The organism is Crystallibacter degradans, assembly GCF_012952295.1.
GTDB lineage: Bacteria > Actinomycetota > Actinomycetes > Actinomycetales > Micrococcaceae > Crystallibacter > Crystallibacter degradans.
Map to the genome: position 1 here is coordinate 1 of NZ_JABBCH010000030.1, position 20,078 is coordinate 20,078.

General features: G+C 57.1%; 16 protein-coding genes. 9 read left to right on the forward strand and 7 right to left on the reverse strand.

Translation table 11 applies throughout. The annotated features are described in order from the left end of the window. Positions 1-293: 293 nt before the first annotated feature. Positions 294-1,088 carry a hypothetical protein gene (locus HGO92_RS22230; protein ID WP_169998757.1) on the forward strand — a complete coding sequence of 265 codons (795 nt, stop codon included), beginning with the start codon at positions 294-296 and terminating at the stop codon, positions 1,086-1,088. Between the two features lie 81 nt (positions 1,089-1,169). Here HGO92_RS22230 and HGO92_RS22235 read toward each other — a convergent pair whose 3' ends face one another. After that, complete coding sequence (locus tag HGO92_RS22235) at positions 1,170-2,183, reverse strand: phospholipase D-like domain-containing protein (RefSeq protein WP_169998759.1); 1,014 nt, start codon at positions 2,181-2,183, stop codon at positions 1,170-1,172. A gap of 436 nt (positions 2,184-2,619) precedes the next feature. On the opposite strand from HGO92_RS22235, the gene HGO92_RS22240 reads away from it, so the two are divergent. Next, entirely contained in the window at positions 2,620-5,247 is a 2,628-nt protein-coding gene (locus HGO92_RS22240) for a TrlF family AAA-like ATPase (RefSeq protein ID WP_169998761.1), read from the forward strand. Between the two features lie 74 nt (positions 5,248-5,321). Here the strand turns inward: HGO92_RS22240 and HGO92_RS22245 are convergent, their stop codons facing one another. Next, a complete protein-coding gene (locus HGO92_RS22245; protein WP_169998763.1) occupies positions 5,322-5,885 on the reverse strand; it encodes a recombinase family protein in 564 nt (187 codons plus the stop codon). Between the two features lie 339 nt (positions 5,886-6,224). Continuing rightward, the gene (locus HGO92_RS22250; protein ID WP_346769066.1) at positions 6,225-6,932 is read right to left on the reverse strand and encodes a TetR/AcrR family transcriptional regulator; all 708 of its coding nucleotides are present in this window, start codon (positions 6,930-6,932) and stop codon (positions 6,225-6,227) included. 17 nt (positions 6,933-6,949) lie between these two features. Between HGO92_RS22250 and HGO92_RS22255 the strand changes: the two genes are divergently transcribed. Together HGO92_RS22255 and HGO92_RS22260 are read left to right on the forward strand one after the other, a co-directional pair. After that, positions 6,950-8,161, forward strand: a complete 1,212-nt coding sequence (locus HGO92_RS22255) for a beta-ketoacyl-[acyl-carrier-protein] synthase family protein (protein WP_169998766.1) — start codon at positions 6,950-6,952, stop codon at positions 8,159-8,161. Between the two features lie 214 nt (positions 8,162-8,375). Beyond that, a complete protein-coding gene (locus HGO92_RS22260; RefSeq protein ID WP_169998768.1) occupies positions 8,376-8,969 on the forward strand; it encodes a recombinase family protein in 594 nt (197 codons plus the stop codon). Between the two features lie 218 nt (positions 8,970-9,187). Here HGO92_RS22260 and HGO92_RS22265 read toward each other — a convergent pair whose 3' ends face one another. Next, positions 9,188-10,522, reverse strand: coding sequence for an ApeA N-terminal domain 1-containing protein (locus tag HGO92_RS22265; protein ID WP_205834964.1), 1,335 nt, complete (start codon positions 10,520-10,522; stop codon positions 9,188-9,190). Between the two features lie 410 nt (positions 10,523-10,932). Between HGO92_RS22265 and HGO92_RS22270 the strand changes: the two genes are divergently transcribed. Then, positions 10,933-11,622: an 8-oxoguanine DNA glycosylase OGG fold protein gene (locus HGO92_RS22270; protein ID WP_169998769.1), complete on the forward strand. Its 690-nt coding sequence runs from the start codon at positions 10,933-10,935 to the stop codon at positions 11,620-11,622. Between the two features lie 24 nt (positions 11,623-11,646). On the opposite strand, the gene HGO92_RS22275 is transcribed toward HGO92_RS22270, so the two are convergent. After that, positions 11,647-12,588: a hypothetical protein gene (locus HGO92_RS22275; RefSeq protein ID WP_169998771.1), complete on the reverse strand. Its 942-nt coding sequence runs from the start codon at positions 12,586-12,588 to the stop codon at positions 11,647-11,649. A gap of 388 nt (positions 12,589-12,976) precedes the next feature. Between HGO92_RS22275 and HGO92_RS24800 the strand changes: the two genes are divergently transcribed. The 4 genes from HGO92_RS24800 (at position 12,977) to HGO92_RS22295 (ending at position 18,116) form a co-directional block, all read left to right on the forward strand. Continuing rightward, positions 12,977-13,240, forward strand: a complete 264-nt coding sequence (locus tag HGO92_RS24800) for a PadR family transcriptional regulator (protein ID WP_440915799.1) — start codon at positions 12,977-12,979, stop codon at positions 13,238-13,240. A gap of 96 nt (positions 13,241-13,336) precedes the next feature. Further along, entirely contained in the window at positions 13,337-14,347 is a 1,011-nt protein-coding gene (locus HGO92_RS22285; protein ID WP_205834966.1) for a DNA-methyltransferase, read from the forward strand. After that, positions 14,344-16,260, forward strand: coding sequence for a DUF8727 domain-containing protein (locus HGO92_RS22290; protein ID WP_169998774.1), 1,917 nt, complete (start codon positions 14,344-14,346; stop codon positions 16,258-16,260). The genes HGO92_RS22285 and HGO92_RS22290 overlap by 4 nt, the downstream gene beginning before the upstream one ends. A 20-nt stretch (positions 16,261-16,280) precedes the next feature. Continuing rightward, positions 16,281-18,116, forward strand: a complete 1,836-nt coding sequence (locus HGO92_RS22295; protein WP_205834974.1) for a DUF2357 domain-containing protein — start codon at positions 16,281-16,283, stop codon at positions 18,114-18,116. Here the strand turns inward: HGO92_RS22295 and HGO92_RS22300 are convergent. Continuing rightward, positions 18,103-19,047 carry a PGN_0703 family putative restriction endonuclease gene (locus tag HGO92_RS22300; protein WP_346769067.1) on the reverse strand — a complete coding sequence of 315 codons (945 nt, stop codon included), beginning with the start codon at positions 19,045-19,047 and terminating at the stop codon, positions 18,103-18,105. The two genes, HGO92_RS22295 and HGO92_RS22300, sit on opposite strands and share 14 nt — an antisense overlap. 8 nt (positions 19,048-19,055) lie before the next feature. Continuing rightward, positions 19,056-19,376, reverse strand: coding sequence for a hypothetical protein (locus HGO92_RS22305; RefSeq protein ID WP_169998779.1), 321 nt, complete (start codon positions 19,374-19,376; stop codon positions 19,056-19,058). Positions 19,377-20,078: the final 702 nt, after the last annotated feature.

Genomic DNA, 20,078 nt, shown 5'->3' on the forward strand with positions numbered 1-20,078 from the left:
TGCCGGACCTTCGCGATGACCTGCTCGGGGGTATGCCTACGTGCCATAACTAGTGAATTTCCTCCTGCGTCCATTCTCGGACACGAAACTCACATAGTCACCGGACTCCTACACGGGGACCCAACCAGATAGGCCAGCGCGCTAACTGCCGCCCTCAACTAATCACACAGAACAACCAGCAATGCTTAGCCCTTCGGCCAGCAATAGGCGCGCTGAAGATACCAACCGCTTCCCGTTTTGAGGGCTCTTCTCAGATGAGGGTTTACGTCGGCGCCCGCGGATACTATCTACCCATGACCGAAACGCGGGAGATTGAGAACCCTGGATCGAATTTCACTCAGGTGCTGGATGCTGCGGCGAAGCTGCCGGGAGTGAGGATCAGCAGGACCGCCTACCTGCGAACAGCGCTCAAGCGCTACTGCACGGAGGAACAGATTGAGAGGGCAATCGCCGACAGTCCAGCGGTAGCGGGCATTTCGCTCAAGGTCATCACTGAGGCTGCAAACACCTCTATCGCTTATGAGACGAGCAAGGTCACCGGCATCTCAACCCTTGCAGGTATTCCTGGTGGTCTGGCCATGATCGGCACTGTGCCGGCCGACCTCGCCCAGTACATGGGGCACCTGCTTCGGATTGCCCAGAAGCTGGCCTATATCTACAGCTGGCCTGACCTGTTCGCCGATGACGGCGAAGAAATCGACGAAGCAACCGAGAGCATGCTGATCCTGTTCGTAGGCGTGATGTTCGGCGTGCAGATCGCCCAGGGCGGAGTGGCAAAAGTGGCGAGCATGATTGCCGCCAATGTGGCTAAAAAACTGCCGCAGCAGGCACTTACCCACGGGGTAATCTACCCGATCGTGAAAAAGGTCGCCGGCTATCTCGGTGTGAGCATGACCAAGAAGCTCTTCGCCAACGGAGTCGCAAAGGCCATCCCCGTCGTAGGAGCAGTTCTCTCCGGAGGCCTCACCCTGGGCACATTCCTCCCCATGTCCAAACGGCTGCAAAAGCACCTCGCCAGCCTGGAACTGACCAAGCCAGGACACCGGACCGAAGAGGCCGAGATCCTCGATGTCGAAGTCATCAGCTGAATGCCTGATTCTCGTCACCAGCGTGAGACTGAAGTACTTGCTATGAACCACTGACTCGCCAGGCCTCGAGCAGAGTAGTAATCAGGCCGAGCCACGGCCATCAGGCATGAGTCTTGCAAGTGAGCGAACCGCGTCTGTGAACTGCTCGAAGCTCAATCGAATGTAACCATTTTGGAGGCCGCCCGTGCTGCGGACGAGTTCGTTTGCTTTGAGCTCAAGCAATTCGTGTGGAACGAAGCGTGGTTTGGTTCGGTTCACCCATGGCCAGCGATTCGCCTCATGGCCTCGTTCTTCGACGTAATCCTTTGGTCGGTCTTCCGGCCTTGAGGTCACTTCTACGACGGCGTAGCAATCCCCGGTCTGCGCACGAATTAGGACGAGGTCTCCAGGCTTAATTGTCGGCGGCCATTTGCGGTCGGGGCCTTGTGGGGGGTTGCCGAAGAACCACTCGCTGCGCCACTTGTCCAACGCGGGGACACCGTACTCGGATTTCAGCCAAAGGCTACGCTCTCGATCGCGGGCATCCAACAAAAGTTGCTCCACAAGCGCCAGTCCGGAAACACCTCCTATTCCGTCTGCGGAAGGTATCGCTGCCCGAGTCAGCTGTCGTGCCTGTGCGTGAAGCTCTTTGAGGTCATCCGCAGTGATTTCGCGACTCGACCAGCTCTCCATGGCAACCTTGACGGATAGGACCTGGGCCATCCCCAACTCAACACCCAGCTCCACATTTGGCGACTTTGAACTGCCCAGCCCGGCGCCAGTCAGGTTTGCCGATCCGAGGAAGCCCCGTCCGCCGACAACGAATGTTTTGGCATGCAATCTGTCTACGTGACGAATGTTGACCCCGCCGTTCTGGAGTTCCCTCAAGCCGTCGGTCCGCAAAAACCCGTTTGCCACGGCGCTGGGGTCAAGGCACGTAAAGAGCTGCCATCTGTAGTCTGATCGGCTAGCTACCCGCGCCAAGTGCCGGCAGACGTCGTAGGACAGGTAGGGACTAGCCAGTAGTACGTCTCCATCGACGCGCTCGATGGCTTCATACAACCAATCGGCAGCTGTGGCGTGGACTGCACCTTCTTTCATCACGTTGAAGACCATACTTTGACACATCTTCACAGCAGGCCATCGCCACGCAATGCTCTGCACCATCCCCCGTGTCACCGCGCTAAACTATCTTGGAAACAAGAGACGCCCCCCGCTGGCGGGGCCAAAGGCAACACAGCGCGTGCAGCATGCGTATTAGCTGGAGCGTCAGTTTAAAGTAAACCCCAACCTGACGTCAGAAGCGCTTCAGAGTTTGCGTCAGGATAGGATCCAGAAGGCGATTGTTCACACTCGTCGGCGAACTCTCTAGATTCCAACCTGACAGATGTAGTGAGAACCGACGCTGGTGTACAGATTGAGTAGTCACCGTTGAACGGTGACCTCGGAATCTGGATTAGGACACGACGAGTTGACTGCATAAGTCGGTCGAAGAATCGAGCCCGATTGGACGTTCGCCGGGAGCAGCCTTTGACAAAAATGGGGGATATACATGGCAGAAATTGGACCGATCGATTCCGCAAAGTGGATCCGTGCGGCGTTGCAGGTGAATCCATACAGCTACCACGGACGGAATTCGCCTTCCACAAGGTTCTCTGATGAGCAGAGCTACAATGCGGCATTGATCCAGGCCCTGCAGGCTCTCGATATCAAAATGATAGCGATTACTGATCACTGGTGCGTAGATTCTGCGCTTGGACTCGCAAACGATGCAGAAGCAGCAGGCATAGCTGTACTACCTGGCTTTGAAGCAAACTCATCAGAGGGGATCCACCTCCTCGTCATATTTGAGCGAGACACCCCCGCCTCGACGATCAATGCGGCCATCGGACAGTGCGGGGTAGCACCGTCCTGCGCCAATGGAACCACAGGTCGACCGTATGCGGAGATCATGCAGTCCATGACTAGTGCCGGAGCACTCGTTATACCCGCTCACGCCAATGTCGCGAACAGCGGTATGTTAACCGGTCGTTCTGGCAATCCCTTGGTCAAGATGATTCAACACCCGGACCTCCATGTCATTGGCATTACACCCGACGTAGCCGACGGAATAGACCAGGAGGCCATCTTTGCTGGCACTGCGCCCTACCTCCGCCCCCATGAAATTGCCAAGATTCATGCGGATGATATCTGCCACCCGGATACTTTGGCCACAACTGGCGCCAGTAGCTGGTTCAAGCTGAGTGCCTGCGAATTGGCCAGCCTGAAACTTGCGGTCCGTACACCCGGGACCCGAATAAGCCTCGTGGATCCGTCAACGGCTCCTCGAACGGTTCTCGGAAAAATATCCTGGGAAGGGGGCTTCCTGGATGGTGTAACTCTGGACCTTTCAGACGAGCTGACGACACTGATCGGAGGACGTGGGACAGGAAAGTCTACGGTAATTGAAAGCATCCGCTTCGTGCTGGACCTGGAGCCATTAGGACCTGAGGCCAAGAAGGATCACCACTCCATGGTGAGGAATGTCCTCGGACCAGGTGCAACGGTTGCCGTAACTGTCAATGGCGTTGGGCCGTCCTTGGAAACGTATGAGGTAACTCGGACAGTCGATCAGACCCCGATAGTGAGAGACGCAGCCGGTGCCGTTTCTCAGCTAAGCGCTAAGGACGTAATTGGGGCAATAGAAGTGTTTGGTCAGCATGAATTAGCTGAGCTGGCCCATGACAAGGACAACGTAGCAGCAATGGTCCAGCGGTTCGCCGGCCCGGAAACTCAGAGCGATGACGAGTCGAATGTTCAGCTACGGTTGCAGCAGAACCGCACTCAGCTGGTTACAGCTGAGGCGGAATTGGTCCGACTTGATGGTGAACTCGCGGACTTACCGCGTCTTGAAGAACAGATGAAAATTTTCACGGAATCTGATCTTGGCGAAAAACTCACCGACCAACAATTACTCCAAAAAGATGAAGCCATCATCGCAGCAGCAAACCTGCGCATTGACAACTTGGCCACATCACTGCTGAACATCACCAACGAAGATATCCCGGGCAGTTTAAGGGCTGAACTTCAAGGACTTGCAGACTCACCCAGAGCCGAGACCTTGGGGGTTCTTTCAGCAGCATTGGAAACTGCAGCTGGAGTTGTCGAAGCCGCATTCGTATCCATTAAAAGCGCTGTCGAAACAGCTAGGACGGAAACAAGCACAGTACAGGCAGCTTGGACGGCTGAAACAGATGGAGTCCGTCGATCGACTGCCGAGACGCTGCGCAAGCTGAAAGATGACGGAAACGATCCCGGTGAATTTGTGGCGACCTCAAGGGCAATCCAGACGCTGAGGCAGAAGGCCCCCGCTCGAACTACCCACGAAGGCAAGATACGCATTCTCAAGCAAGATCGAACAGATCTCCTCGGGGAGCTCCAGATTGCGCAACGAGCAAAGGCTCAACGCTTGCGCCAAGCTATACGAGAAGCTAATTCAGCCACGGACGGGACGGTGAACGTGCGACCTGTAGAGTCCCCGCACCGCGAGCACATCAAACAACTGATTTCCTCTCATGTCAGTGGTGGTCGGACGACAATCATGGCCGCCATAGACTCTGACGAATTCAGTCCCTCAGCACTGGCTGATTCCGCTCGACTGGGCCGAGAGTCTCTAGAAGAAAAGTTCGGCATCCGCGGTGTGCAGGCCACCAACCTTTCAGCAGCAGGAGAGTCACTCTTTCGACAACTTGAGGAGACCACCGTTGGCCTAGCCGCTGACGTATTCCTCGACATTTCGAACGAAGGAGATCCCCGCGAATACCGCAAACTCGAAGATCTATCTAAAGGACAAAAAGCGACTGCCCTACTGCTGTTGCTGCTAGGTGCCAGCGATGCGCCCCTCGTCATCGACCAGCCCGAAGATGATCTCGACAACCGTTTCGTCTTCAGTGGCGTGGTAAAGAGACTTCGTAGTCTGAAGGGCCAACGGCAAATAATACTGAGTACTCATAACGCGAACATCCCCGTGCTTGGAGATGCAGAGCTTGTGATCGCCCTTGAAGGCAGTGGCCGGAAAGGTCAGCCGGTCACCAACGGAATTGGCTCCCTAGATAACCCCACCATCCGCCAACTGGCTGAGGACCTCCTGGAAGGTGGAGCTGCTGCATTCGGAGCTAGACATCATCTCTACGGCTTCTGATCATTCTGGCCCTGAAGTCGCGAGGCAAATCCGATGCCCACAGCCGTGGATAACCCGGATTGACCCCAGCTGTGTCATCCGGTATCCATAGCGAGGTAGCGATAGACAGTGGCTCTGCTGGCTCCGATGATCTTTCCGATATCGGCGGGCTTGAGGCCTTGGGCCTTCAGTTCACACGCGCGCCTGACCTTGCGGTCCTCGGCGGTGACCTCCCGCCGACCAGCTCTGCGCCCGTGAGCGGCGGCCGCGGCCATGCCTGCCCGTGTCCGCTCCGCAAGCTGGTCCCGTTCCAGCTGCGCGAAAGCGGACATCACAGTAAGCATGGCCCTGCCCATGGACCCCGTGGTGGTGATGCCCTCGGTCAGAGCCCGGAAGTGGACGCCGCGGCCCTCCAGATCATCAATTAGCGCCAGTAGGTTACGGGTATTCCGGCCCAGCCGGTCAAGCTTCCAGACAATCACCTCGTCGCCGTCCCGCAGGTGGTCGAGCATCTTGTCCAATTCGGGCCGGCTTGCCCTCGTGCCGCTGACGCCGTGATCCGTGAAGATCTTTTTGCAGCCGGCGGCCTTCAACGCCGTGTGCTGCAGGTCAGAGTTCTGGTCCAAGGTGCTGACCCTGGCGTAACCGATGCATGCCAATATCGTCCCCCTTGTCGCATTAAAGGTCTATTTTCCCTTTTCCTGAGAGTATCAGAAGTGAGACATATTGATGAGACGCGGCACGATCCGGAATTTCGGGACTTCGAGCATGTGACTTTCGGCGCTATTTGGCGGCGATTTGTGATCGCTAAATGGCGCCTAGAGCCGACGAGCGCGGGCCTGGCCTAAGCCTCCCGTCTCGTATCCTTAGGGATTCGAGACTCCTGGGTTATGAGACACATCGCTTTGGCAGGAGACGAGTCAGCTGCCCCGTATGGGGATGGCATCCAGATCCACTAGTTGATCGGGTCGTCCATCGGCATGGCGGCGTCGGTCGCCTCATTCGCCGACGGGCTGATTGACCCGGTGAGCGGGCCCGTCGGTGCCGATTTCGTGGAGGCCGGTCTCAAGCCGTCCCGCATCCTCGGTGAGGCTCAGGATGCTGGCCAGGTCGACCTCGGAGGCTCCGCCTGGGAATCCTGCACGAGACAGGAGCACGGCGCCGAAGGTCGCGCTCCAGAACGTACGCACCTCCCGCGCGAGCTCGGGTGAGGTCGACCAGCCGTGCCGGGTCGTCCAATCGCGGATGAATCGCTCCGATCGCGCGAACAGCAGATCCAGATTGCGCTGCACGGGATCGATCACTTCGCGGGAGTCACCTGCGATCCCGAGCGCGGAGACGGCCAGAGGCAGGGAGGGCATGAGTAGCGCAGTGCGGGCGAGCACCGACCGGAACGCCGTGACAGACTTCGCCCGCGAGGCTGCGATTTGCAGGCGCGCAGTGTCGCGCAGGAGAAGAGCGAAGGCCGCGTCGATAAAAAGGGCGTCTTTCGACCCGAAATGATGGGTGATCTGGTTTGGATAGACTCCGGCGGCGGCCGCGATCGCGGCAACGCTTACCTCATTGCGAGGAGCTCTCATGAACAGATCCGATGCCGCGTCTCGGATCCGCGCGCGAGTTGCAACTCCTCGCGGGGTCCCCGTGGGCGGCATAACTGGTGTGGCCATGGATCTATTGTATGTGATACAAGTTAACTTGTTTCGCATACAAGAAGGGTCAGGAAATGGTCGCAATAACAGGCATGGGAGTGGTGACGCCGATGGGGATCGGAGTGCACGCGCTCTGGAACGGGCTGCTGGCAGGACGATCGAACGTCATCGATCTCGGCACCCGAGGAGAGAGCTGGGCGAACCTCACCGTTCCGGTGGCCTTCGTGGCTCCCGAGCTCGGGCCCGACGTGATCGACCCGATCCGGGCGCGCCGACTCGACCGGTGTCAATCGCTGGCCGTCATAGCGGCGGCCGAGGCCTGGACTCAAGCCGGCGCGCCGGAGGTCGAACGCGACCGCCTGGCCGTAGTCATCGGCTCCGGCACCGGAGGTATCCAGACCCTGCTCGATCAAGATGACGTGCTCGAAAAGTCCGGCGCCCGGCGGGTCTCGCCGCGCACAGTACCCATGCTCATGGCCAATGCCGCGGCGGCGCAGATCAGCATCGAGTACGGCGCGGGCGCCGGTGTGTTCACGCCCGTCTCTGCGTGCGCTGCGGGGGCCGAGGCCGTCGCGATGGGCATGCGCTTGATCGATGGCGACGAGGCAGACGTCGTGATTGTGGGAGGTGCCGAGGCGGCGATCATGCCGTTCACCCTGGCGGCATTCGCCCAAACGCAGGCACTCGCGAAGCCGACCCGCGCGCTCGACGAGCTCTCGCGCCCGTTCGACCTGAACAGGTCTGGATTCGTCCTCGGTGAGGGCTCGGGCGTCCTGGTCCTAGAATCGGAGCGTCACGCAGCGGCCCGACACGCTCCGATCATCGCTCACATCGCGGGCTTCGGCATCTCCTCGGATGCCCACCACCTCACTGCACCGGACCCCACCGGCGCCGGACAAATCCGCGCCATGGCGATGGCCGTCCGCCGGAGTGGACTCCAGCCTGGAGACGTCGACCACATCAACTGCCACGCAACAGGAACAGCGGTCGGCGATCGAAGCGAAGCTGCGGCCATCCGAGCCGTCTTCGGCGAGCAGGTCCCGGTCACCGCTCCGAAGGCCTCGATCGGACACCTCTTCGGTGGGGCCGGAGCGGTGGAGACCATCATCACCGCATTGACCATCCAGACCGGAATCATCCCGCCGACGAAAAACCTCGACGACGCCGATCCCGAACTGATGCTCGACGTCGTGACCACCGAACGTTCCATGCCCGTCGCAGCGGCAGTGAGCAACTCATTCGGATTCGGCGGGCAGAACGTCGCCCTCCTGCTCTCGGCATCCTGATCGAGCGGACGGGTGGAACTGCCTACAACAGGTCTCGCAACCCTTGGGATACGAGACGTCTCACAGATTCGACCCCTGTGACCATTTCAGCATCATACTTTTCGCGGAATCGTCAGAGTTTTTCCGCCGCCGGCGATTCTCGTAACTATGTCTCGAAACCTTCTGGTTGAATCGCTGTATCCACCATTAGTTATGAGACACATCGGAGCAGCCCTTGGCCAAACTGATTGGCTATGCACGCGTTTCCACGCGACAGCAATCCACAGACCGACAACAGACAGACCTTCTTGCCGCCGGAGTCCGGCGCGATGACCTCTACATTGACCACGGCGTGTCCGGGACGCGAAATTCACGACCACAGTTTGATCGGGCCCTCGAAGCGCTGATCGATGGCGACACTCTTGTCATCACCACGCTGGACAGGCTCGGACGTTCCACCCAGAACATGCTCGCCTTCGCCGATGAACTCCGCAGTCGAGGAGCGGGCCTGCGCGTTCTAAACCTAGGTGGAGGCGATGTCGATACTGCGACACCAATGGGATCCATGTTGTTCACGATCATGGTCGCCCTCGCGCAGATGGAACACGAGATCAAGCGCGAACGCGTCACCGATTCCATCGCCAAACGCCGAGAAGCCGGGATGGATCTTGGTGGCCGCCCTCGCCGGGTCACTGACAGCCAGATTCGAAGCGCGGTCCGCCTGGTCGAAGGCGGCGAACCTGCTGCTCAAGTCGCGCGCGATCTCGGAATGTCCCGAGCAACCTTTTATAGGCGGTCGCGAGCACTCTCGAACCAGGCCGCCATTTAGCGACGCAAAAAGACCGCCATTTATCGCTGACAGTCACACTTCGAGCAACAACTGGCGGGCCACACTCGTCGTCCTAGTAAAGGATCGTTTGATGAGGCATACAGTAGCCTTGCGGCGGACCCGAAGCACCTGTGGCTTGATCGCTCTTTGGCGGCATTCTGTGATCGCTAGCTGTGGCACGCCTGCCCGTACAGGAGGTCCTCTTTTGGAAGGCGGATTCAATCGCTGGCAACGATGTAGGAATGTACTTGGGGGTCCCGCGCGATTCTTTCCCGGAGTTTGTCGCACTCAACTCCTAGCTCGTTAGCAATCCAGGTCCTAAAGAGAAGGGCACCCTCGCGCCAACTGTTGGCAACATCAACTGTTTGAGGGAGGTCGCGGTTGGCGTGCTTCACAGAGTTGTAGGTATCTGCCATCCGCTGCGACCATGTTGCATCTACGAAAGGCAAAAGCCCGGGGACTTCCTGTACGATGCGGTTGAGTCGTCGTTGGAAACTGATTCCACCCGCTTTAGCCTCAGACGCTCCGTCCTTGCGCATAAATAGGAGATAGCCCAGCGCTTCTAGGCTGATGGCTATTTGGGTTAGTTGAACTTCGACCGTCACGCCCTCCAGATAAATGCTGGATACGGCTGGATCAACCGCTCGGGCAAAGTCATCACGCAGTTTGATCCAGCGCGCTAGCCCTTCTGGGCCTAGGTCTTCCCACAGAATTAGATGTTCGAGTCGCCCTGTTTCTTCCTTCGGCTCAGGTGCACTCGAATCGGCGACCTCACGCCACCATTGCTGCCGCGCCGACTCCGGAGTGTCTCCTTCAATGGAATCCTCCGTTCGTGCCACAGATACAGGAATAAGGCTCTCGTCCCGCCACCTTGACACAGCCAGTAAGTCTCGGACTGCCCTCATAGCCATCTGGTGTTGGCGCCAGGACGATTCCTCTTCGGTTTTATGTTCTACCCATACAATGTCCTCAATTATGAGAGCCCCGTCCCTGGGGGTTCTATTGATAGCGGGGCGCAGGACGAGTTCCGAGTTAGGAATATCGATGACTTCGGGTATCACTACCTGAATTTCTGCGGACTTGAACCGGCCAGTCTTATCAAATTTTCTCGTTTGAGAAATGGCAGATGTGCCTAGCCAAGCACGCAGTCCCGATACCGCGGATCGCATGCCCATGACTTTGGCGTGTGCTGTCGATGGGGCAGCTAGGACCGCAGCCCCCACGTAGACCCGTCCTGATCCGATTCGATGGTTGGTGTGGTATCCCGCATTTCGGCATCCAACGAGAGCAACAGGGCCATGAGAGTCATGGAAGAAGAGAGCGGACGGTACGGGAGGGCGCGGTCGGGTTTCCTCCGCCGTTACCGCGGCTATATCGAAATAATTGGGGGTGAACCACTGAGCATATTCCGGGCTTTCGTCATGGCTGAACGTGATCGATACGAAGATGCCTTCACTTGTCCGTTCGAGCGTGGCGCTCACCTCGGAAGTGTCCGCGTTGCCGGTTGAGAGGCTTCCGTATCGAGGTTTTCCGACAGTCAATTGATTGGGCATGGTCTGATTCTGCCCCCTGGCACCACCTGCCGGTTGGAGATTCAGTATTAGCGCGCCTCCGCTCGAAGCGGTATGGGGGACCGGCGTGTGGGTACAGCAGCGATCAGGCCGCGCGCCAAAGTCCGCTCAAGGGTTCATTCGAGAAATTATGCTGATTGCGGTCGAAACGGTCGGCCCCGCCTAGGACGAGACGGCCAGCTGAGGGGACCACCCGTGTCAGTGTTTAAAGATATTTTGCGGAACGTTGGGCCAACCGCTGGACCGGCGCGGATACCCAGAACATGCTTGCCTTCCCGATGACCCGTCCGATGGCGCTGTTCATAGTACTTTTTGCTCGGCTGCCACGAGCGTAGAGGTCTTCTCCCCAGCGAATGTTGCAGTCCTGGTCTATGAAGGCAAAGATCAGACCCATGCTGAACCTCACCGCACCATTTCCTGACGACCTGCACGAAGCCCTGCCTGGATCAGCGGCGGTTTTGAACCATCGAATAACCGTTGATGCTGATCGATGGGCGAAGGAGTTAACTGCTCGAGAGCTTCCCGTTCCCAGCCTCTTTGCTTCGGCCACTGGAAGGTTCCGCATTTCAAGAGCCGATGTATTTTCACTCGGTGCAGTTCAGCCCTCCAAAGAGGGAGCGTTGGAACTTCTTCTGGCATCCATGGCCTGGGGCCTGGGGCTGACCGCCTCAAGAATGCATGCACGACTGGACGGCATTCAGCAGGATCCGGAGGGTGCCGCTGAAAGGCTGGCCGAAGCTTGGCTGTGCGTACGTGCCAACCGCAGTCAGGAAGAGGCCTACAGCATTCTGACGACCCCTCGTGGTGCTGGCCGTATCAGAATGCTCGGACCGGCGTTCGCGACTAAGTTCCTGTATTTTGCCCAAGGTCCGGAAGCAACACCCCGTCATTTAATCCTCGACAAAGTTATAGCCGGGAAGCTGCGGCCATTTGCTTGGCCTGACTCCCCTCCGGATAGTTGGTGGCCGGGAACCTATGCGAACTATTGCATGCTAATGAGCCGCTGGGCAGTCGATGCTGCCATACAAGCTGGTCACCCGGTACGTGCGGATGAAATCGAATACTCGCTCTTCCGTAGCTAGAGATCAGATTAGGCTAACTGGCTGTCATAGCTGCTCGTCGTCTCGGAGTGCTGCTTCCTCGGGATCCTCTGAATCCAGATTGTCTTCGCCCCGTGAGTCAACTTCCTCCCGTTCAGCCCATTGGAAGCTGATCTGGTTGAGGTGGTTGGCCAAGGCCTGGAGGACTTCCCGTGGGGCATCCGGCAACAGGTATTCAAGTGCGTCCTCAGTTTCATAGGCGGTCGCGCAACCCTCCCACATGTAGCCATCTTCACCGTCGTAGGGGATTTCAGCATTGTCTGGCGTTAGGAAGGTTGCAAGGAAGTTAGTGAGGATGGCGTCCATGTTTGCGCCAACCTCTGGAATGGTGTGTCCGTCCCATTGGTAAGTCATGTCACGGGCGTCATAGTACGGCGCTCCGATCGTGAATTCCTCGTGAAAGAGCGGCTCAACACCGTCTAGACCTATGAGAAGGACAACGTCTTCAAGGTCAAATGGCAGTCCGCCGATGACTCGCCATTCGCGTTCCCAGTCGAAGGTGTAGTTCTTCTCGGGATTCCACTCATCGACAAAGGGCGTGAGCTCCCAGATAGGGTTGTTCCAATCGCGGCTTTCGAAGGCGGCCTCTTTGAGCCCGTGAATAGCTTGGTAGGGCGCTTTGTCCGTATCGAGGTACCAGACGCGTTGACCGCCGTGATTGAGTACAAAGTCCCGCTTGAAGGCGATTCCCCAAGACTTACGTCTTTCTCTTAGACGGTCGAGTTCTGACAGGGGCATCTCAGTGAAGCAGGCGGCCTTGTGCTTATCCTCGACCATCCGGAGGCTACGGCCAATTCCGAAGGGTTTCCGTGCTTCGATACGGCCGGAGGTGATAATGCTGGCAAGCGCCGCGGGTGTTGAAGTCATGTGGACTAAGTACTCACTGAGGTCTCGAGCGTTCCGGTGCTGTTGCGTGCCCAGCAAGTGTTCTGGAATCTCCGAACTCATTGAAGTGCCTTCCCCCAACCTAAGCCCTCCATTCCAGCACTGCACTGTCCAACAGCACTCCTGAGGGCAACCTCTCCTTTAGCGTAATGTCTGGTCAACCAACGAAAGAAATGGACTGTGGCCCAGATGGTGAGCGGCGCTACGGGCCCTATCTCCTCCGGGAACGCTGACAAGGCCACGGTTGGCAAAGGCCGACAGGCCACTATGGCTGCCGGCTCATGGGCCGAAATAGATCGAGCAGGGGCGGTCAGCCAGCAGTCAGCTCACGAACGACGGATGGAAGACACGGAACTCTCGACGAGTGTCAACCAACAAGAAATTACTCTACCTAGGTAGAGTAAGGGCCATGAGGAAGACACAGACATTGCTCCAGGTGGCAGCTGCCCTCATGGCCAATCCTCAACGCAGGCACTGGGGATATGCACTGTCGACCGAATCAGGGGTTCGTTCTGGTGCGCTTCATCCCGTTCTTCACAGAATGCTCAACGAGGGCTGGCTTCAAGACGGTTGGGAAGACATATCGGAAGCAAGCGGAACCCGGCCTCCGCGGCATTACTACGAGTTGACTGAAACAGGCCATCTTCAGCTAGCTGCTCTTCTGGAGGACGCTCGCTCGGAACCTCGATTCCAATTCTTGCAGGGTCCTCACTGATGACGATTTCCACACCTGCATCTCGATGTCGGACAGAGAGATGCCCCTAGCCATGTCGATAAGCTTGAACCTTTCATTAAGGAGATCCGTACATTGATGCCTCTTAGTTCCCTGGTCATCCCACCGAGCCGGGTGTCAATGCACAAAGGCGCGCTCAAGAAAACGCCTGCCAATCGAGCTCTTCACCCAATCCCCACGCCTCAGGCAAGTTTTAACGATCCTAAGATCGTCGCAGAGGCGCACTACTCCGACGACAGATCAGTCATCCTTCAAGGTGACGTGAAGGAGCGGCTCAAATTTCTCGCTGAGCAGGGTCTCCAGGTCGACACCATCGTCACGTCGCCGCCTTACTACGGACAGCGCGATTATGGCCATGAGGGACAGCTCGGGCTGGAGTTGCATCCTCAGAAGTTCATCGACGAACTCGCTGAAGTCTTTGAGCTCTGCAAAATCGTGCTCAAAGACACTGGATCATTGTGGATCAACTTGGGTGACACCTATTGGAGCGGCAAGGGTGCGCACAAAAGCGGCGAGATCAAGCAGGGAGCCCGGAGGTTCGGCATCCGGCCCCAGGACCGGCCCGGTGATGGTCTTTGGGCACGCCCTAAGCAACTTCTACTGATTCCGCATAGGCTGGCAATTGCTTTGCAGGATTCTGGCTGGCTCGTCCGCAACGACAATATTTGGATCAAGCCAAATCCAATACCAGACCAGGTGCGTGATCGGTCATCTGTATCCCACGAGCATGTTTTTCACCTGACCAAGAACCGCTGGTACTACTACAATCGGCATTTAGTCGGCCGCACCATGGAATCTGGCAAGATTCTCCCTCCTCTGGACACATGGTCGGCAGCGACGTCAGCGGGAGGGTCCTCGCACAAAGCTTCATTTTCAGAGGATCTGGTGAAGATACCGATACTTGCCACAACGCCCCCTAACGGGGTCGTGCTTGATCCGTTTAACGGATCGGGAACAACAATGGCCTTCGCCAAGAAAAATGGATACCGAGCCGTGGGCATAGATATAAGCGCGCACTATTGCGAAATCGCTCAACGGCGCCTAATGGAAACCCAAGATCCCCTGCAGAAGCCCGAGGCAGCTGAGTGAGTGTCTATCTCAGTGCAGAACGTCTCAAAATCGCAGTTGAGCGGCTCGGAGTGTGTTCGGCACAGACGCGGCTGACGGACTACCTGATATTCCTCAGAGCCTTGACCATTGCCAAGATAGTCGAGGGCATGCCCATTCCCTCTCCCACTGTTGTGACGGGAACACGCTCACCACATTTCGTCCAAGCGATTAATGAATGGGCCGCAAGAACTCCGGAGCTATGGGCAGCCAGAGTGCCGGGCTTCAACAAGTTTGCGCAAGATGCTAACCCTTACTTCACACCTATCGCGGCGAAGAGGGATTCAACTAAGGGTTACAAGTCCGGAAAATATCCTTCGAATGGCCCCTCCGACACAGTTGCGGGTTGGCAATCGCAACCGGCAACACCGTTTGCCCTTCTTCAGGGAACAAGCCCTAAGGAATACCGGCATGTTGAGCTCAAGGACAACGAGCTCAGGACGATGTTTACCACTTCCGCGGCTCAGCAGAACTTTTCGGGAGAGCTGCCGAGATTGTCAGATGCCGCAACATGGTGGTTTAGGTTTACTGATCTAGAGCCGCGCTTCGGCAGCGAACCCTCCTTCGAGAAACTTACGGATGGATTCAAGCAGGACTTCGGTCTCACAGGTTTGGAAGCCACTACTCTTTTTGTTGACGACTCATCTGAGCAGACGCTGTGGTCGGACGATACATCGGCAGTCTCCGATTTCGCCGATGTTGTGGCTGAACCCGTTCAATATCTTCCTCCTGCAGCGCACAGGGCGTCTCGTGCGGCTAAGCCAGGCCAAACCGCACCAGCCAAGGCAACGGTTACAGAGCTGTTGCCCGTCGAGGAATTGCACGCCTACATTCGGAACCGCGGGTTCAACTTCGAGCCCTGGCAGATCGCTACTTACGTATCGGCTGTTCGCACCAAACCGTTTGTCATACTCGCCGGCATTTCCGGAACCGGGAAGACCAAGCTCCCGCGCCTCATCGCGGAAGCGACGGGCGGAATCTGCGAGACCGTGCCCGTCCGTCCAGACTGGCACGATAGCAGTGATCTGCTGGGATACATCGGGCTAAGAGGAGAGTTTCATCCGGGCCACCTGCTCCGGTTCGCCAAGCGTGCTTACGAAAATCCTGAGCAACAGTTCTTTTTCGTCTTGGACGAAATGAATATCGCCCGGGTCGAGTACTACCTAGCCGAGGTCCTGAGCCGCCTTGAAGAACGTAGTCGTAACGACTCCGGCAGGCTTCAGTCCGAACCATTCTTTGGTCATCTTGCCGGGTCGGTAGCTGACGAATGGGCTTCCGTCGGACTACCGGGAAACTTATGTCTGATTGGTTCCGTCAACATGGACGAGACTACGTTCGGCTTCTCAAAGAAGGTGCTTGATCGGGGCTTTGTCATAGAGTTCTCCACCGTTGATCTCTCGCTCGTAGACGAAGCTAATGTTGATGCGGAACCTCTGCTGCCTTGGGGCAGCAGCATCTGGGAACAGTCGGCGCTAAGCCTGCCACAGCATCCCCTCAGAGATGATCAGGAGGTCACCCGGGTCATAGAAGCTCTAACTGTAGTCAATGAATCGCTTTCAAACGCCCAGCTTCAGGTGGGCTACAGGGTGAGGGACGAGGTGGCGATATTCTGCCTTGAGGCCCAGAAATGCCCAGATCAATTCGCCACGACAACGTCCGGAACCGTCGATCCACTAGATGTTGCCATAGCCATGAAAGTACTACCGCGCATCCAAGGCAGCGGAGTTGTCATTCGAAAGCTGCTGGAATCGCTTCTGGACTGGGCGTCCGCTACAGAAAATCGCACCGAAGATCCTGGTACAGGTTTGTCCAACGGCTTCCCGTTCTGCGAGGAACGACTTCAGCTCATGCAGCGTCGGTTACAGGATACCGGCTTCGCAAACTACTGGGTGTGACGGTGAAATCGGATCGACTCGTGCGCATTGTCACGAGCTTTGTGACGTTAGAAATAAGGGGGCCTAGGCAGGCTCGTTCGGAGATCAACCGTGAAAACCTAAACAGGCCGCCGTTCTTCACCGCCGCCGTTTCATCCGGCGAGGTCAGCGTTCGAGGGGGCGGCCAATCCGGTTGGGACATTTCGGATGAGGATTTTCAAGCACCATCATTTTTCGAAGATACTCAATATAAAGTCCGCCTGAAGTCGCTGGTTCCCGGGACATTGCCAAAGGCGATCCACCGGGACCCGCTTCTATTCCAAAGCCTTGACGCCTACGAGGATGAGGACGCCCTCACTGGGCCTTTCAGCTTCGGGCGGCAAGTGGGACTGTGCACGTTCGCAGTCCAGGTTGGTCGAGAAATCCTGAACATCACTTTGGAGGTCTTTCCGACAAAGCTGGACTATGAAAACGATTATGACCGGCTGCTCTTGGACATTTCCAGTGCTTCCCGTGCACTTGCCCTTGAATATATGAGAGCAACGTACCGGAGCAGTTCACACACCGACGTCAGTGACGGATCACAGCTCGACTGGCTGATTCTTCTCCGGAATGAAGCAATCAGACTGGAAGCAGCCGTCCGCTACGTCGATGCGCACCCTCAGCGGTCACTCTCGCGGGGCATGTCCTTCAGGCGCATCGAGAAAGTACGAGCAAACGACACCCGGGCCCGGAAGTCGATCATGTCCCAGTCCGGTATCGGAGCCTGGACGGAGATTCCCGGTGTTGGACTCTCCCGTCGAGCAATTCGGGGGATTGAACCACTCGAAACTTTGGACACGCCGGAGCATCGTTGGCTTCGATTCTCGATCCAGGCCATCGGACAGCAGTTGGCTGTCATCGAGCAAAAAACAAGTTCCGACATCGAGGACTTAGTACGAAGGCACAAGGGCGTCCCGCTCCGTTTAGCAGCGGAGCGGGACGAGATCTCTCAAATCGCCCAAAGCTTCTGGGAGTTATTAGATCTTCCGGTCTTCACCGGGGTGACGTCGCCTCCGCCCGCGGGCTTTAGTTCCCTTCAGATGCATACTGCGGCTGGCTACGGGGACGCGTATCGGTCAATTATGGTGCTTCGGCAGGGACTGGAAGTAACGTCGCCTGGGGATAACCGTCATTCCGTCAGCGATCTCCACGAACTTTATGAAGCGTGGTGCTACATCGAGGTGGTGAGAAGTGTCCTGAGCATCACTGGAGGTGAGTGCGAGCTAAGCGAGCTGCTGCAAACAAATAACTCAGCTCTTAGTGTCCGGCTCCGGAAGGGGATCCGCAGCACAGTAACTTTCGACCATGACCACGGGAAATTGGACATTTCCTACAATGCGACGTTTCGGGGCCTTACAGGATCACAAAAGCCCGATATCGTCCTTACTTTTCGCCGTGATACCTGGCCTGACCTGATTGTCGTGCTTGACGCAAAGTACCGAGTTGATGCAACTCCCGAGATGTTGGACCGATTCGACATGCCGGCTCCCCCGGCTGATGCCATCAATGCGCTTCACAGGTACCGCGACGCCATTACGCTGCTTTCAGCAACGGGCGATCGCACGCGGCCAGTGGTCAAAGGCGCGGCACTGTACCCTCTAGGCTTTGGCGACAGCTCAGAATATGAAAAATCGAGACTAGCCGAAGCCCTGAGCAGCTTGGGCATAGGGGCGATCCCGTTCCTTCCAAACAACAAAGGGTACGTCGAGGGCTGGCTCAGGTCGCTCTTGCTCATGAAACCGGAAGAGCTGTCTCAGCCCGGCCCTCCATTCAGCGGAACTGAGCACCTCCACAAGCAAGCCATCAGAAGCTCCCGGGGGTTCAGGAACCAATAAACCGCTGCCACCAGTCTTGGCTACCCACTTCGTTCGCATAGCGAGCTCTGAGCGTCTCGACGGTCCTTTGCTGTTGTCGATCTGCCGTGGCCGCCATATGGTCACAGAGCTTACTGAGTGTGAAACTGGCAGCGGTTGCTGGATCACGTACTTGGGCTCGATAGCTGGCCAAGAGCTGATCAGCACGAGTATCTTTTTCGTGATGGATTACCACTAACGTCGTGCGCGAAGAACCTGTTGCACGCTCAAGCATCGAGGCACCTAGTGCATGGCATCTCACCAGCTGGTTGAAGCCACGGTCAACGGCAACACCATCAAAATCTGTCCAAATTGCCGTTTTCGCGGCCAAAGCTCTGTAGGTCGGCTGGTCGACTATTCGAATGTCCCGGCTATTGAAGCGATCGGCATATTTGAACTCAAGTACCACAGCCTCATAACCAATGCTGCACCGCAGGATAATGAAGCCATCCAGCCTGGTCATGTCGCCGAGGAACTGCGACCGCTGAGTTGGTGCGTACTCCACCGCGGCATATTCGACATCGAGAATATCGGACCGGTCCAAAGCAAAGGACAGCGCCCTTACCAGCCACCCGGGCTCCGCAAAAAGCGGAGCCAAGAAGTTCAGCGTCAGAGCCTGGCTAGATGTCAGATACCGAGTGCATCTAACCGGATCGACTCCCCATCCCTGAGTCCGTCGTTCTTCATACAGACGCTTAGCCAATGGTGTGGTGAAGTTATACCCTTCTGCCGTCAATGCTGTAGGCAAGATGCTTCCCAGAGGACGCGATGCCGGCGCGGGAGTGCTACCGAAAGCTGATATTCCGAGAACCTCAGACCGGTACCACGACTGATGGAATCGGAGTCTCTTTGCGAGCCCCGTCTCCCCAGGGAGCTGCGGTCCAAGGCGGTCTATGAGGTCGGAAAGCGACATAGGCGAGGCTAGAGCTTGTCGATCCAGGTGTCTTCTTCCCTGTTATCCCACGCGCTCCCTGTAGCAGGCCCCCGTGACTTAGATCGCTCCTCGATTCGCCTAAGTATAGGACGGACATCGCGCGCAAGCAGCTGCTCAAGAGATTGCACCGGCCGAATGACACAACTCCTGATAATCTCCGCTTGTTTCACTTCGGCTGTGAACCCGGAGGCGTTGAATGCCCGCCTGAGCTCCAGGATTTGTTCTGGACTGATGGACTTCTCAACGATGTGGTCCGGCTTCGGTTGTTCGACTTCGAGCTCGAACAGGGAAAATTGATCGTCATTCACGACAAGTAACGTTACCGCTGCCGGCCATAGTCATTGACCAGCCTTGTTTCTGTACTAGTCAGTCGGAGTGTCCCCAGTGTCCCCAGTGTCCGACGGACGCAGAGAATCATTAAGTCCATACCGTGGGACTGGATCACAGCCAATCCCCATTCACCTACGAAGTCTCAATATCTATGGACACTCAGAACGCGGACGGCACGGACTTCTGCGATGGTATTCAATTCCGCTCCCACCACGGGAACGACCTATTGCTTTGAGCCGTCGCGAAGGCGATACGGACTACCGAATCAACTCCCACACTCAGTGAGATACAACTCGCAGATCTCACCCCTGAAACGCCTGAACTCCGGTGAAGCTGGCACTCCTGGGCAAAGCGGAAATCGGGAATGCCAATAACGGCGCATATGCCACAGCGTAGTCTGCGTATTTCATCTGATGAATCATGACGCCTCCTCTCCCCGCTGTGGCGCGGGATCCCCGTCGAAGGGCGAGTTTACGCGGATCGCAGGCTGATTTCGGCTCTGATGTGGGCTTCGGCCCGGCATCCGCTTGAGGGCGCGGCGAAGTCTTGTCCAGACTCGGAACCACCTCTGACCTGCGGGTTTGCCTTGAAGTCTCATCTGATGAATCATTGATTCGTTTGTTTGTGCGGCGTTTGGAGGCGGAAATTGGGTGTGGACCGGTCAGGCCGGGTGCTTGTTG